Source organism: Asanoa sp. NPDC050611 (assembly GCF_040654855.1).
GTDB lineage: Bacteria > Actinomycetota > Actinomycetes > Mycobacteriales > Micromonosporaceae > Asanoa.
This window is the reverse complement of the sequence record NZ_JBFAIU010000027.1, coordinates 1-13,860: the sequence shown is the minus strand read 5'-3', so window position 1 is coordinate 13,860 and position 13,860 is coordinate 1. Positions and strand designations below refer to the sequence as shown.

17 protein-coding genes are annotated in these 13,860 nt (G+C 71.7%); 9 read left to right on the top strand and 8 right to left on the bottom strand.

The features are described 5' to 3' along the window. Window positions 1–153 precede the first annotated feature (153 nt). Window positions 154–1,377, top strand: coding sequence for an alanine--tRNA ligase-related protein (locus tag AB0H87_RS06940; RefSeq protein ID WP_360140904.1), 1,224 nt, complete (start codon window positions 154–156; stop codon window positions 1,375–1,377). Here the strand turns inward: AB0H87_RS06940 and AB0H87_RS06935 are convergent, their stop codons facing one another. Next, entirely contained in the window at window positions 1,378–1,989 is a 612-nt protein-coding gene (locus AB0H87_RS06935) for a pyridoxamine 5'-phosphate oxidase family protein (RefSeq protein ID WP_360140901.1), read from the bottom strand. A 78-nt stretch (window positions 1,990–2,067) separates the two neighbouring features. Here AB0H87_RS06935 and AB0H87_RS06930 point away from each other — a divergent pair, with 78 nt between their 5' ends. From AB0H87_RS06930 to AB0H87_RS06910, 5 genes are all read left to right on the top strand, one after another. Beyond that, window positions 2,068–2,196 (top strand): hypothetical protein, encoded by a 129-nt coding sequence (locus AB0H87_RS06930; RefSeq protein WP_360140898.1) that lies wholly within the window; start codon window positions 2,068–2,070, stop codon window positions 2,194–2,196. Next, window positions 2,193–2,282, top strand: coding sequence for a potassium-transporting ATPase subunit F (locus AB0H87_RS06925; RefSeq protein WP_360140895.1), 90 nt, complete (start codon window positions 2,193–2,195; stop codon window positions 2,280–2,282). Before AB0H87_RS06930 ends, AB0H87_RS06925 begins: the two co-directional genes overlap by 4 nt. Beyond that, the gene (gene kdpA / locus AB0H87_RS06920; RefSeq protein ID WP_360140892.1) at window positions 2,282–3,937 is read left to right on the top strand and encodes a potassium-transporting ATPase subunit KdpA; all 1,656 of its coding nucleotides are present in this window, start codon (window positions 2,282–2,284) and stop codon (window positions 3,935–3,937) included. The genes AB0H87_RS06925 and kdpA overlap by 1 nt, the downstream gene beginning before the upstream one ends. Before the next feature lie 153 nt (window positions 3,938–4,090). Next, window positions 4,091–6,235: a potassium-transporting ATPase subunit KdpB gene (gene kdpB, locus AB0H87_RS06915; RefSeq protein WP_360140889.1), complete on the top strand. Its 2,145-nt coding sequence runs from the start codon at window positions 4,091–4,093 to the stop codon at window positions 6,233–6,235. Further along, window positions 6,235–7,110, top strand: a complete 876-nt coding sequence (locus tag AB0H87_RS06910; RefSeq protein ID WP_360140886.1) for a potassium-transporting ATPase subunit C — start codon at window positions 6,235–6,237, stop codon at window positions 7,108–7,110. Before kdpB ends, AB0H87_RS06910 begins: the two co-directional genes overlap by 1 nt. Before the next feature lie 9 nt (window positions 7,111–7,119). Here the strand turns inward: AB0H87_RS06910 and AB0H87_RS06905 are convergent, their stop codons facing one another. The 3 genes from AB0H87_RS06905 to AB0H87_RS06895 form a co-directional block, all read right to left on the bottom strand. After that, window positions 7,120–7,785 (bottom strand): GntR family transcriptional regulator, encoded by a 666-nt coding sequence (locus AB0H87_RS06905; RefSeq protein ID WP_360140883.1) that lies wholly within the window; start codon window positions 7,783–7,785, stop codon window positions 7,120–7,122. A gap of 44 nt (window positions 7,786–7,829) precedes the next feature. Beyond that, window positions 7,830–8,486, bottom strand: a complete 657-nt coding sequence (locus tag AB0H87_RS06900; RefSeq protein ID WP_360140880.1) for a GntR family transcriptional regulator — start codon at window positions 8,484–8,486, stop codon at window positions 7,830–7,832. Window positions 8,487–8,662: 176 nt separating this feature from the next. Next, window positions 8,663–9,109 carry a hypothetical protein gene (locus tag AB0H87_RS06895; protein WP_360140877.1) on the bottom strand — a complete coding sequence of 149 codons (447 nt, stop codon included), beginning with the start codon at window positions 9,107–9,109 and terminating at the stop codon, window positions 8,663–8,665. Window positions 9,110–9,172: 63 nt separating this feature from the next. Here AB0H87_RS06895 and AB0H87_RS06890 point away from each other — a divergent pair, with 63 nt between their 5' ends. Then, complete coding sequence (locus tag AB0H87_RS06890) at window positions 9,173–10,411, top strand: RNA polymerase sigma factor (RefSeq protein WP_360140874.1); 1,239 nt, start codon at window positions 9,173–9,175, stop codon at window positions 10,409–10,411. Here the strand turns inward: AB0H87_RS06890 and AB0H87_RS06885 are convergent. Beyond that, the gene (locus tag AB0H87_RS06885; protein WP_360140871.1) at window positions 10,395–10,817 is read right to left on the bottom strand and encodes a YciI family protein; all 423 of its coding nucleotides are present in this window, start codon (window positions 10,815–10,817) and stop codon (window positions 10,395–10,397) included. The genes AB0H87_RS06890 and AB0H87_RS06885 overlap by 17 nt on opposite strands. 156 nt (window positions 10,818–10,973) lie before the next feature. On the opposite strand from AB0H87_RS06885, the gene AB0H87_RS06880 reads away from it, so the two are divergent. Continuing rightward, entirely contained in the window at window positions 10,974–11,309 is a 336-nt protein-coding gene (locus tag AB0H87_RS06880) for a metalloregulator ArsR/SmtB family transcription factor (RefSeq protein ID WP_360140868.1), read from the top strand. Continuing rightward, window positions 11,309–12,064 carry an SDR family oxidoreductase gene (locus tag AB0H87_RS06875; RefSeq protein ID WP_360140865.1) on the top strand — a complete coding sequence of 252 codons (756 nt, stop codon included), beginning with the start codon at window positions 11,309–11,311 and terminating at the stop codon, window positions 12,062–12,064. The genes AB0H87_RS06880 and AB0H87_RS06875 overlap by 1 nt, the downstream gene beginning before the upstream one ends. Here AB0H87_RS06875 and AB0H87_RS06870 read toward each other — a convergent pair. The 3 genes from AB0H87_RS06870 to AB0H87_RS06860 form a co-directional block, all read right to left on the bottom strand. Next, on the bottom strand, window positions 12,061–12,846 hold the full coding sequence (locus tag AB0H87_RS06870) for an IclR family transcriptional regulator C-terminal domain-containing protein (protein ID WP_360140862.1): 786 nt from the start codon (window positions 12,844–12,846) through the stop codon (window positions 12,061–12,063). The two genes, AB0H87_RS06875 and AB0H87_RS06870, sit on opposite strands and share 4 nt — an antisense overlap. Further along, the gene (locus tag AB0H87_RS06865; RefSeq protein ID WP_360140859.1) at window positions 12,843–13,220 is read right to left on the bottom strand and encodes a carboxymuconolactone decarboxylase family protein; all 378 of its coding nucleotides are present in this window, start codon (window positions 13,218–13,220) and stop codon (window positions 12,843–12,845) included. The genes AB0H87_RS06870 and AB0H87_RS06865 overlap by 4 nt, the downstream gene beginning before the upstream one ends. Further along, the coding region (locus AB0H87_RS06860; protein ID WP_360140856.1) for a lyase family protein at window positions 13,213–13,860 on the bottom strand (648 nt) is incomplete at its 5' end. The genes AB0H87_RS06865 and AB0H87_RS06860, both read right to left, overlap by 8 nt.

The following is a 13,860-nucleotide window of genomic DNA, read 5'->3' as shown; positions in this document are numbered from 1 at the left end:
CCGGGGACCTCGTCCTCGCCTGATCCTCGGTGCCGGCTCGGCGTGTCTGTGCCATCCGACCCACGCGTTCGCGACGTTTCGCGGTGAGGGCCCCGCTTCGACAGCCGGGGTCGTGTGCGCGTTCGAGCTGTCCTCCCGAAACGGCGACAGATCATGCGATCCGACCTGATACGTGCGACCTTCCTCGACTACTTCCGCGGCCTCGACCACCTCGAGCTGCCGCCCGGCCCGCTCGTCACCGACGAGCGTGACCTGCTCTTCACCAATGCAGGCATGGTCCAGTTCAAGCCGTACTTCATGGGCCTGGACCGCCCGCCCCATCCTCGGCTGATGACGGCGCAGCGCTGCGTGCGCACGGTCGACATCGACCGGATCGGGCTGACCGACCGGCACGCGACCGGCTTCGAGATGCTCGGCAACTTCGCGTTCGCGGACTACTTCAAGCGCGAGTCGATGGCGTGGGCGCTGGACCTGCTCACGGACGGCTTCGGGCTCGAGCGGGACCGCCTGTGGATGACCGTGCTGCGCGGCGACGAGGAGAGCGTCGACCTGTGGCGTGGCCTCGGCGTGCCCGCGGAGCGTATCCAGCGGCTCGGCCCGGCCGACAACTTCTGGAGCATGGACGTCCCCGGGCCGAGCGGGCCGACCTCGGAGATCTTCTACGACCGCGGTCCGGATGTCGGTCGGGACGGCGGCCCGGCGGTCGACAGCGAGCGCTTCGTCGAGCTGTGGAACCTGGTGTTCATGCAGTACCAGCGCGGTGGGACCGACGAGGAGATCCTCGGGGACCTGCCCGGCCGGCACATCGACACGGGCCTGGGCCTGGACCGGCTCGCGATGGTGCTGCAGGGCGTCGGCAACCTCCAGGAGATCGACATCGTCCGGCCGACGCTGCGCGCGGTGCGCGAGGTGACCGGCCGCGACGACGAACCGGCGGCGCACCGCCTGGTCACCGACCACGTCCGGACCGCGGTCCTGCTCATCTCCGCGGGCGTGCGGCCCGGCAACGAGGGCCGTGGGTACGTGGTGCGCCGGCTGCTCCGCCGCGCGGTGCGGCGGCTCGTGCTGCTCGGTGTCGACGAGCCGGTGCTCGGCCCGCTGGCGGGCAGCGTGCCCGCGGACGACGTCGTCCGGGCGGTCGTCGAGCGCGAGGAGGGTGCGTTCCGGCGCACCCTGCGGGCGGGCAACCGCCTGCTCGACTCGGCGCTGAGCCGGGGTCCGCTGGGCGGTGAGACGGTGTTCAAGCTGCACGACACCTACGGCTTCCCGGTCGACCTCACGGTGGAGATCGCCCGGGAGCACGGGGTGTCGGTCGACACCGACGGCTTCGCGCGGCTGATGCGCGAGCACCGCGAGCGCAGCCGCGCGGGCCGCTAGCTAGTAGAGGTTGTCGGCGTAGCCGGGCCCGTAGTGCCGGTCGAGATCCGCCAGGGTGTCGGCCGGCCGCTCGACCTCCTTGATCAGCACGGCCCGCCGAGGCAGCGCGTCCGGCTGCCAGGTGTCCGGCTGCCACAGGTGGGAGCGGAGGAACGCCTTGGCGCAGTGGTAGAAGATCTGCTCGATCTCGACCTGGAGCGCGAACTCCGGGCGGCGCCCCTTGACCGCCATCTGGTCGAAGTAGGGCGCGTCCCGCATGATCGTCGCCCGCCCGTTGATCCGCAGCGAGTCGGTGCGGCCCGGGATCAGGTAGATCAGCCCGACGTGCGGGTTGTCGATGACGTTGTGGAAGCCGTCGGCGCGCTTGTTGCCGGGCCGCTCCGGGATCGCGATCGTGGTGTCGTCGACCACCACGGTGAAGCCGGCCGGGTCGCCCTTCGGCGAGACGTCGCAGGTGCCGCCGGCGCCGGAGGTCGAGACGAGGCAGAACGGCGACGCGGCGAGCCAGTCCCGGTCGAGCTGGTGCAGCTCCTTGCGGTCCTTCTCGGCGGCCCGCCTGCCCACCTCGCCGAGCAGCTCGCGGAGCTCTTCGTGTGACGTGACTGCGGTCATTCGCCCTCCCCAAGGTCGCCCCCTGACCCTAGGGGATTGCGGCAAAGCCCCACGCGACGATGGTCTGGGCGGTTTCATATGAGAGGAGGTTTTCATCCTTTTTGGGCGGAGGAGGAGTCACCGGTGCACGACGTGGCGTACATCCTGATCTCGGTGGCCCTCTTCGTCGCGCTCGCCGTCATCGTGCGCCTGGTGGAACGGTTGTGAGCGCGGTCAACCTGGCCGGCCTGATCATCGCGTTCCTGGTCACGGTCTTCCTGGTCATCGCGCTGCTGTTCCCGGAGCGCTTCTGATGTCGACGACCATCGCCGGCGTCTTCTTCGTGCTGTCGCTGGTGCTCTTCGTCGCGCTCGCGTACCGCTACTTCGGCGACTACATCTACCGCGTGGTGACCGGCACCCGGCACTCGTTCGTCGAGCGGGTCGTCTACCGGCTCGTCGGCGTGAACCCCGCGGGCGAGCAGAGCTGGCCGGTCTACGCCCGCAGCGTGTTCGCGTTCTCCCTGCTCAGCCTGCTGTTCCTCTACGGAATGACCCGGCTGCAGAGCAAGCTGCCGCTGTCCCTGGGCCTGCCGGCCATGTCGCCGCACCAGGGCTGGAACACCGCAGCCAGCTTCGTCACCAACACCAACTGGCAGTCGTACGCCGGTGAGTCGACCCTCGGTCATGTCGTGCAGATGTCCGGGCTCGCGGTGCAGAACTTCGTCTCGGCGGCCGTCGGCATCGCGGTCTCGGTCGCCCTGGTCCGCGGCTTCGCGCGCAGCCGCACCCAGTCCCTCGGCAACTTCTGGGTCGACCTGACCCGGATCACGCTCCGGGTGCTGCTGCCCGTGGCGGTGGTCGCGGCGATCGTGCTGATCGCCGGCGGTGTGGTGCAGAACCTGTCCGGCGGCACCGACGTCACCACGCTGACCGGTGCGACCCAGCACATCCCGGGCGGCCCGGTGGCCAGCCAGGAGGTGATCAAGGAGCTCGGCACGAACGGCGGTGGGTTCTACAACGCCAACAGCGCACATCCGTTCGAGAACCCCACACCGTGGACGAACTGGATCGAGATCTTCCTGATCCTGCTGATCCCGTTCGCGATGCCCCGGGTGTTCGGGCGGATGGTCGGCGACCGGCGGCAGGGGCACGCGATCCTGGCGGTGATGGCCATCCTGGCGGTGGCCAGCGTGATCCTCGTCAACACCTTCGAACTGCTGCACAACGGGACGGTGCCCTCGGCGGTGCACGCCGCCACCGAGGGCAAGGAGGTGCGGTTCGGGGTCTCGGACTCCGCCACCTTCGGCGCCGCCACGACGTTGACGTCGACCGGGGCGGTGAACTCGTTCTTCGACTCGTACACCGCGCTCGGTGGCATGGTCCCGATGGTCAACATGATGCTCGGCGAGGTGGCCCCGGGCGGGGTCGGATCGGGCCTGTACGGCATCCTCATGCTGGCGGTCATCACGGTGTTCGTGGCGGGGCTGATGGTCGGCCGTACGCCGGAGTACCTGGGCAAGAAGATCTCCTCGCGCGAGATCAAGTTCGCCTCGCTCTACTTCCTGATCACGCCGGCGACCGTGCTGATCGGGATGGCCGTCGCGATGGCGACCAAGAACCGGGAGACGATGCTCAACGTCGGGCCGCACGGCTTCTCGGAGGTGCTGTACGCGTTCACCTCGGCGGCCAACAACAACGGCTCGGCGTTCGCCGGGATCACGGTCAACGACCAGTGGTGGGACACCGCGACCGGCCTGTGCATGGTGATCGGCCGATTCCTGCCGATGGTCTTCGTGCTGGCGCTGGCGGGCTCGCTGGCCCGACAACGCCCGGTGCCGGCCTCGGCCGGCACGCTGCCGACCTACCGCCCCCTCTTCATCGGGATGGTGGTCGGCGTCGTGATCATCCTGGTCGCCCTGACGTTCCTGCCGGCCCTCGCACTCGGCCCGCTGGCCGAGGGGTTGTGAGACGACGATGACCGACCCGACCGTCACAATCCGGTGTGGGCGCGGCCCTGTGGCCGCGCTGCCTCCGTCGGGTCCTGCGGGCCGCGGAGCCGGGATGTCCGCGGCTGGCCCGCTTCGCGTTGAGGACGCTGTTCGCGCTGCGGTGAGGGCGGCATGACCGCGGCGGCGATCGAGCAACCCAGTCGGATCGGTGGCGGTCTGCTGGACCCGCGGCAGCTCTGGAAGTCGCTGCCCGACGCCTTGCGCAAGCTCAACCCCGCGACCCTCTGGCGGAATCCCGTCATGTTCATCGTGGAGTTGGGGGCGCTGTTCACGACGGCGCTGTCCATCCAGGACTCGTCGACGTTCGCTTGGTTGATCACGGTTTGGCTGTGGCTCACCGTCATCTTCGCGAACCTGGCCGAGGCCGTCGCCGAAGGGCGCGGCAAGGCGCAGGCCGCCACGCTGCGCCGGGCCCGGCAGGAGACCGTGGCGCGCCGGCTGATCGACTGGCAGCCCGGCCAGAAGGAGCCGCGGGAGGAGGCCGTCGACGCCGTCGCGCTGCGGCAGAACGACGTCGTCGTGGTCGAGGCCGGGCAGGTTATTCCCGGCGACGGTGACGTGGTCGAGGGCGTGGCCAGTGTCGACGAGTCCGCGATCACCGGCGAGTCGGCGCCGGTCATCCGGGAGTCCGGCGGCGACCGCAGCGCGGTCACCGGCGGCACCAAGGTGCTCTCCGACCGGATCGTCGTCAAGATCACCCAGAAGCCCGGCGAGAGCTTCGTCGACCGCATGATCGCGCTCGTCGAGGGCGCCTCGCGGCAGAAGACGCCGAACGAGATCGCGCTCAACATCCTGCTGGCCGCCCTGACGATCATCTTCCTGCTGGCCGTCGTGACGCTCCAGCCCGTGGCGATCTTCTCCAAGGCGTTCCAGGGCGCGGCGCCGAACACCCTCACGATCAACGAGCACGGCGTCACCGGGATCGTGCTGGTCTCGCTGCTGGTCGCGCTGATCCCGACCACGATCGGCGCGCTGCTGTCCGCGATCGGCATCGCCGGCATGGACCGGCTCGTGCAGCGCAACGTGCTCGCCATGTCCGGGCGGGCGGTCGAGGCCGCCGGCGACGTCAACACGCTGCTGCTCGACAAGACCGGCACCATCACCCTCGGCAACCGGCAGGCGACCGAGTTCCTGCCGGTCAGCGGGGTGTCGCCGGGCGAGCTCGCCGACGCGGCCCAGCTGTCCAGCCTCGCCGACCAGACGCCGGAAGGGCGGTCGATCGTGGTGCTGGCGAAGAACGAGCACGGGCTGCGGGCGCGCGAGGAGGGGCTGATCCCGAACGCCCAGTTCGTGCCGTTCAGCGCCGAGACCCGGATGTCCGGTGTGGACATCGAGGCGGGCGGCCCGGAGCCGGCGCGGGCGATCCGCAAGGGCGCGGCGGCCGCGGTCATGCGCTGGGTACGCGAGAACGGCGGGCACCCGACCAGCGAGGTCGGCGGGGTGGTCGACGGGATCTCCGCGACCGGGGGCACGCCGCTGGTGGTCGCCGAGTTCAGGGTCGGAGAGCCGGCCCGGGCGCTGGGGGTCGTACACCTCAAGGACGTCGTCAAGGCCGGCATGCGCGAGCGGTTCGACGCGATGCGCCGGATGGGCATCCGGACCATCATGATCACTGGCGACAACCCGCTGACCGCGCGGGCGATCGCCGAGGAGGCAGGCGTCGACGACTTCCTCGCGGAGGCGAAGCCCGAGGACAAGCTGGCGCTGATCCGCCGCGAACAGGAGGGCGGGCGGCTGGTCGCGATGACCGGCGACGGCACCAACGACGCGCCGGCGCTCGCCCAGGCCGACGTCGGCGTCTCGATGAACACCGGCACGTCGGCCGCCAAGGAGGCCGGCAACATGGTCGACCTCGACTCGGACCCGACGAAGCTGATCGAGATCGTCGAGATCGGCAAGCAGTTGCTGATCACCCGGGGCGCGCTGACGACGTTCTCGATCGCCAACGACATCGCGAAGTACTTCGCGATCATCCCCGCCATGTTCGCGGCCGTGTACCCGAGCCTGGACGGGCTCAACATCATGCGACTCAGCTCGCCGGCGTCGGCGATCACCTCGGCGATCATCTTCAACGCGCTGGTCATCGTCGTGCTGATCCCGCTGGCGCTGCGCGGGGTCCGCTACCGGCCGAGCAGCGCGTCGGCCCTGCTGAGCCGTAACCTGCTGGTGTACGGCCTGGGCGGCATCGCGGCACCCTTCGCCGGCATCAAGGTCCTCGACATCGCGATCGTGCAATGGATTCCGGGGATCTCCTGATGCGGCTGCCCAACTGGTTAGGCCAGCACCTGGCGGCGTTCCGGGCGGTGCTGGTGTTCACCGTCCTGCTCGGGATCGCGTACCCCCTGCTGCTCGTCGGCATCGGCCTGTTGCCCGGCCTGCACCACCGGGCCGGCGGCTCGCTGCTCACCTCGGGCGGGCGTGACGTCGGCAGCAAGCTGATCGGCCAGAGCTTCGTCGACGCGGACGGCAACGGGATACCGCGGTACTTCCAGTCGCGGCCGTCCGCGGCCGGCGACGGCTACGACCCGACCGCGAGCGGCGCCAGCAACCTCGGGCCGGAGAGCATCGAGGACGTGCTGCCGACGGGCGGCGACGAAGGCACGCAGAGCCTGCTCACCCAGGTCTGCGCGCGCAGCCTGGCGGTCGGCGAGCTCAACGGCGTCGACGGGCGGCGGCCGTTCTGCACGCCGGACGGGGTGGGCGCGGTGCTGCGGGTGTTCCGCCGCGACGGGCTGACGGGCCCGGCGACCCGGGCCGTGAGCGTCAACCAGGCGCGGCCGGCGACGCCGTTCGTCGCGACCTTCGAGGGCGTGCCCGTCGAGAGCGCGGTGCCGGGGGAGGACTACAGCGGCGGGGTGCTGACCCCGGTGCGGGGCGACGCTCCCGCGGTGCCGGCGGTCCCGTCGGACGCGGTGACCGCGAGCGGCTCGGGACTCGACCCACACATCACGCCGGCGTACGCGCAGCTGCAGTTGCCCCGGGTGGCGCGGGAGCGGGGCGCGACCGAGGCGGCGATCCAGCGGCTGGTCGACGACAACACGGCCGGCCGGTCGGTGGGGTTCATGGGCGAGAAACGGGTCAACGTGGTGCGCCTGAACCTCGACCTCGACAACCAGTTCCCGGTGCGCTGATGCGTCGGGTCAGGCGGTCACGAGCAGTTCGAGGGTGTGTTGCAGGTGGGTGGTGACCAGCTTCGCCGCCGTCTCGGCGTCGTGGCCCGCGAGCGCGTCGACCAGCGCGCGGTGTTCGGCGGTGGCCTCGGCGAGGCGGTCGGGGTGTGCCTTCATCGACTCGCCGACGTACCGGGCGGTGCTGCCCTGTGCGCTCATGACCAGGGAGAAGAGGCGTGGTGAGCGGGAAGCCCGACCGAGCAGAGCGTGGAACGCCCAGTTCAGTTCCAACCAGGCGGCCGGGTCCGTCTCCTGGTCCATCCGGTCCAGCAGGTCGCCGGCCGCAGCCAGCTCGTCGGCCGTGATGTGCCGCGCCGCCCGGCGGATCGCCAGGGGCTCGAGGGCGGCGCGGATCTCGTAGATCTCGCGCAGGTCGTCGTGGTCGAGGTCGTGGACGACGGCGCCGCGGTGCGGGTCGATCCGGATCAGGCCGTCGGCGGCGAGGTCGCGCAGGGCCTCGCGGACCGGGGTCGTGCTGACCGCGAGCTGGGTGGCGATCTCGGCCTGGCCGAGGTGCGTGCCGCCGGTCAGCACGCCGCTGAAGATCGCCCGGCGTAGGGTGTCGCGGACCAGCTCGTGCGCGGTCCGCCGGTGTGGCGCGGGCGCGAGCTTCGCGAGGTCCAGCGCGTCATGCACAGAGCTGACCCTACAACCATGCACATTGCAGGGTCGATTATGTATCACCGCATGTTGACGACAACACGCTCCACAGTGTCCAGCGTCTGCCGCAGGTGTTCCGACACGAGAGCGGCCGCGCGGTCGCCGTCGCCCTCGCGGCAGGCTTCCAGCAGCCGCTGGCGGTGCCGGTCGGCGGTCTGGCGGTGCTCCGCGTCGGTGGCCATGTTGACGTAGACCGCCGCGTTGTCGTCGAGATGGTTGAGGATCTCGGCGAGGCGGTCGAACCCCGCGGCGCCGTTGAGCAGCCGGTGGAACTCGCGGTTGAGGGCGACCCAGCGCGCCGGCTCGCGCGCCTCGTCGAGCTCTTTGTGCAGCCCCTCCAGCGCCGCGAGCACCTCCGGCTCGATGCCGGCGACGGCCAGCCGCACCGCCTCGGGCTCGAGCAGCCGGCGGATCAGGAAGATCTCGCGGACCTCGTAGACGCTGGTCTCCCGGACCACCGCTCCCCGGTGCGCGTCGAGGCGGATCAGCCCCTCGGACGCCAGGTCGCGCAGCGCCTCACGGACCGGTGTGGTGCTGACCCGCAGGCGCGCCGCGATGTCGGCCTGGACGAGACGGGAGCCCGCTTGGAGGGTGCCGTCGAGGATCGCCCGGCGCAGCGAGTCGCGCACCATCTGGTGAGCGGTGCGCCGTTCACCGGGGATGAGCTGCGCCTCCACGACCTGCTCCTTCAAAGGGATGGGGCATCGGGCACAATACATTGTGTAATGTCTGCGCCGCGATGCGATGGTGACCATCGATTTGCCAAGCAGGTTATACCAATAGGACACATTCCGTTGCTTGGTGTATGGCTGCGCACAATGTCGGTAACCGGCTTGCGTTCGTCGATGTCCGGCTAGCGCAGCGCGCCGGCGAGCCCGGCCGGGAGCTTGGCGAGCAGGTCCCACAGCTCCGGCTGCGCGGCCGCCGCGGCCGCGACCACCGGGTCCGTCGTGGACAGCAGGGCCAGGTGGCGGGCCGCGTGCGCGGCGACCGCGTCCGCGTCGACCCGGGGCGGTGACGGCGCGAGCGCGGCACCGCCGATCACCATCCGGTCGGGCGCCAGCGGCAGCGTGTCGATCGGGTCGGGGTCCGGCAGCGCGGCGTACGTCAGCAGCACCGCCTGCTCCGCGAACCGCCAGCTCGTCGAGTGGAGGGTCGCGCCGGGCGTGCACAACGTCAGGCCGGACAGGTGCAGCGCGAGGTCGTCGGGGTGCGGGCCGAGCGGCAGCGGAGCCGACACGGTGCGGTAGCGCAGGGCACCCTCGGCGGCCGACAGCAGCACCACCTCCACGATCGTCACGTGTTGCATCCTTCCGGCTGTTGCCACAGATATGCAATAACGCTACAAGGTAGGTTCGTCGGCGTGCCGGGAACGGAGAACGAGGTCGGACGCGCGGTCGAGGCGGTCTGGCGGATCGAGGCGCCGCGGCTGATCGCCGGGCTCGCCGGGATGATGCGCGACGTCGGCGTGGCCGAGGAGCTGGCGCAGGACGCGCTGGTCGCCGCGCTCGAGCAGTGGCCCGACGAGGGGATCCCGCGCAACCCGGGCGCCTGGCTGATGTCCGTGGCCAAGCGGCGCGCGATCGACCTGGTCCGGCGCAACGAGCGCTACGCCCGCAAGCTCCAGGAGATCGGCCGCGCGCTGCCGGAATCCGTCGAGGACGACATCGAGCCGGACCGGATCGAGGACGACCTGCTGCGGCTGACGTTCGTCGCCTGCCACCCGGTGCTCGCGCCGGAGGCGCGGGTCGCGCTGACGCTGCGGCTGCTCGGCGGGCTCACCACCGGCGAGATCGCGCGAGCCTTCCTGGTCGCCGAGCCGACCGTGGCGCAGCGCATCGTCCGCGCCAAGCGGGCCCTGGCCGAGGCGGACGTCCCGTTCGAGGTGCCCGAGCCCGCGGAACGGCCGGCGCGGCTGGCCTCCGTCCTCGAAGTGATCTATCTGATCTTCAACGAGGGCTACACGGCGACGGCCGGCGACGACTGGGTGCGCCCCGCCCTGTGCGAGGACGCCCTCCGGCTCGGCCGGATCCTGGCGGGCCTGATGCCGGAGGAGCCCGAGGTGCACGGCCTGGTCGCCCTGATGGAGTTGCAGGCGTCGCGGCTGCGCGCGCGGGTCGGCGCGGGCGGCGCGGTGGTCCGACTGCTCGACCAGGACCGGGCGCACTGGGACCCACTGCTCATCCGGCGCGGCCTGGCGGCCCTGGAGCGCGCCGGCAACGTGCCCGGCCCGTACGTCCTGCAGGCCGCGATCGCCGCGTGCCACGCACAGGCCCGTACGCCCGAGGAGACCGACTGGAAGCGGATCGCCGCGCTCTACGATGCGCTGGCCCCGCTGGCCGAGTCGGCGGTCGTCGAGCTCAACCGCGCCGTCGCGGTCGGCATGGCCGACGGCCCCGCGGCCGGGCTCGCCCTGGTGGACGCGATCGTCGCCGCCGACCTGCTGCCCAGCTACCACCTGCTGCCCGCGGTCCGCGGCGACCTGCTGGCCAGGCTCGGCCGCCACGACGAGGCCCGGGCGGAGTTCACCCGGGCCGCGTCGTTGACCCAGAACGCCCGCGAGCGGGCGCTGCTGGAGGCGCGGGCTAGCGACCCAGCCTGAACTTCTCGGCCTGGGCGGCCTGCTCCGCGTTGATCGTCGGGATCTCCGTCGGCTCCGCGACGCGGCGCACCTCGACGACCGCCTCCCAGTCGGCGCCCGGCGGGATCGCCCGGTCGACCGGGCAGCGCCGGGCCCACTCGATGGCCTCCTCGGGCGACTTGACGTCGATCAGGTAGAACCCGGCGATCAGCTCCTTGGCCTCGGTGAACGGCCCGTCGACGACGGTCCGCGAGCCCTTGGCGTAGATCACCCGGGCGCCCTGCGAGCTGTCGTAGAGCCCCTCGGCGGCGAGCAGGACGCCGGCCTTCTCGAGCTCGACGTCGTACTCGTGCATCGCCTGCACGAGGTCGGGCGGCGGCATCGCACCGGGCGGCGGGTCGCCCTTGAGCATCAGCATGAAACGCATCGCATCTCTCCTGTCAGAGCCGGCACGGCCATTCTGGCCGCTCACGAACGCGTCGTACGAGCCCGCCGTGGTTCGACAGGCCGATCGAAAAACTTGACGGCCACCGCCCAGCGGGGGCATCCTTAACCAAGTTGCTATAGAACGGATTGGTTATAGATGGCCACTGACCAGCTCAGCGCGGTGTTCGGGGCGCTCGCCGACCCGACCCGACGCGCGATCCTCGAGCGGCTCGTCCGCGGTGACGCGACCGTCGGCGAGCTCGGCGCACCGTTCGCGATGTCGCAGCCGGCGATCTCCCGGCACCTCAAGGTGCTGGAGCAGGCCGGGCTGATCTCGCGCAGCCGGCAGGCCACGACGCGGCTCAGCCACCTCGAGGCCGCACCGCTGCGGGAGGCCACGAGCTGGCTCGCGGCGTACCGGGAGCACTGGGAACAGCGCTACGACCAGCTCGGCGAACTGCTCGCCGAGCTGTCCGACACGGAGGAGACCTGATGTTGCTGCACGGGAAGAACACCATCGTGTACGGCGGCGCCGGCGCCATCGGCGGTGCCGTGGCCCGCGGCTTCGGCCGCGCGGGAGCCACCGTGCACCTGGTCGGCCGCACGCTGCCGGCCCTGCGCAAGGTGGCCGACGACATCCGCTCGGCCGGTGGCACCGCCGAGACCGCGGCGTTCGACGCGTTCGACGAGGCCGCGGTCGACGCGCACGCGGCCGCGGTGGTCGACCGCTTCGGCAGCCTCGACGTCTCGTTCAACGCGATCGCCCACCCGCACGCGTTCGGCAAACCGGTGGTCGAGATGGACTACGCCGACCTGGAGCGCGACGTGACCAGCCGGCTGCGGGCGTTCTGGCTGACCACCAAGGCCGCTGCGCCCCACATGATCCGGCAGGGGTCGGGCGTCGTCCTGACGTTCGGCGGCGACGGACCGCCGCAGGCGGAGCTCGGTGGCCTGCAGGTCTCGCTCGGCGCCGTCGAGGTGCTGCGCCGGGTGCTGGCCCGTGAGCTGGGCGGGCACGGCATCCGGGTGCTGACGCTGCAGACCGGCGGTGTGCCGGAGTCGCTGCCCGAGGACATGCCCGCGGAGACGCGCGCGGAGATCGCGCGCGGGCTGGTGGAGCCGACCATGCTCGGCCGCACGGCCACGCTCGACGACGTCGCCAACGCCGCGGTGTTCGCCGCCTCGGACTGGGCCCGGGCGTTGACCGCCACGAAGCTCAACCTGACGGTCGGCGGAGTGGTCGACTAGGAGACGCGGCGGGCGGCGGCGGGCAGGTCGGCGGAGATGCGGGCGGCCGTGGCGAGCAGTGGCGGCACCAGGTCGCGGCGGATCGCCTCCAGGGTCGTGCGGCTCGCGGCCGTCGAGATGTTGACCGCGGCCACCGTGCGGCCGGCGCGGTCGCGGATCGGGGCCGCCACCGCCCGCAGGCCCTCCTCCAGCTCCTGGTCGACCAGCGACCAGCCCTGGGCGCGGACCCGTTGCAGCTCCGTCCGCAGCGCGCCGACCCCGCCGATCGTGCGGCCGGTGAGGCGTCCGATGGAGACCGTGTCGAGGTAGGCCGACAGCTCGTCGTCGGGCAGGCCGGCCAGCAGGACCCGGCCCATCGACGTCGCGTACGCCGGGAAGCGGGTGCCGACGTTGATCGCCACGGTCATGATCCGGGACGTGGGCACCCGGGCGACGTAGACGACGTCGGGACCGTCCAGGACCGACACCGACGACGACTCGTTGACCTCGGCGACCAGCGCCTCCAGGTGCACCTCGGCGACCTCGGGCAGGGACAGGCTCGACAGGTACGCGTAGCCCAGCTCCAGCACCCGCGGGCTCAGCGAGAAGAACCGCCCGTCGGTGCGCACGTAGCCGAGGTCCATCAGCGTCAGCAGGAACCGGCGCGCGGCCGCCCGCGTGACGCCCGTGGCCGCGGCGACCTCGCTGAGCGTCAGCTCGGGGTGCGAGCGGTCGAACGCGCGGATCACCGCGAGCCCGCGTTCGAGCGACTGCACGAAGTCCGCCGAGCGCACGGTCGTCACGACGCCTCCTCGATGCCCAGCTCCGCGAGCACCCGCTGGGCCGTCGCGAACGCGGTGTTCGCGGCCGGGGCGCCGGCGTAGACCGCCGTGTGCAGCAGCACCTCGCGGATCTCGGCCGGCGTGACACCCTGGCCGATCGCGGCCCGGACGTGCATCGCCAGCTCGGTCGCGGCGTGCTGGCTGGCCAGCAGCGCGATCGTCACGAGGCAGCGGGTGCGCCGGTCGAGCCCCGGCCGGGTCCACACCGCACCCCAGGCGTGCGCCGTGACGTGCTCCTGCCAGGGCGCGCTGAACGCGGTCGCGGCCGCGGCGGCCCGGTCGACGTGCGCGTCGCCGAGCACCTCGCGGCGCACCGCGGCACCGTCGTCAGCCATCTGTCCTCCGGGCGGCAGAGTCATCGCTCCGCAGGGCGGAGTGGTTGGCCAGCGCGCGGTCGACGAAGTGCCCCGCGCTGCCCACAGGGTCGGTGGCGGCGCTCCCGGACGGTGCACCGGCCCGCTCGAGGTTGGCGCGCATCACATCGGTGTGCACGACCAGACCTTCGACGCAGGTGCGCAACCAGGCGGCACCCGAGCCCACCGCGACGAGCAGTGACCGCAGCGGCTGCCACTCGGCCTGCCAGCTCCCGGCGCCCCGCTGGTGCTCCTGCACCGCGCAGGCCAGCAGCGTCGCCACCAGACCGGGCGCCTGCGCGGTGGCGGCCAGCGTGCTGACCGCGGCCACCGGGTTGTGCTTGTGCGCCATCGCGCTGGAGCCGCCGGGCGCGCCCTCCTCGACCTCGCCGACCTCGTTCTGCGCCAGCAGGGTCACGTCGCGGGCGGGCTTGCCGAGCGCGCCGGCCGTGACGCCGAGCGCGCCGGCGAGCCGACCGATCCGGCCGCGTTCCGTGTGCCACGGCAGGTCCGGCGCGGCGAGCCCGAGCCGGTCGGCGACGATCGTCCGTTTCGGGATAGCGGTTTGCCCCATCTTGTCGAGCACGACATCGGTTTTGTTCAGTGGGCTGAGAAACACGGT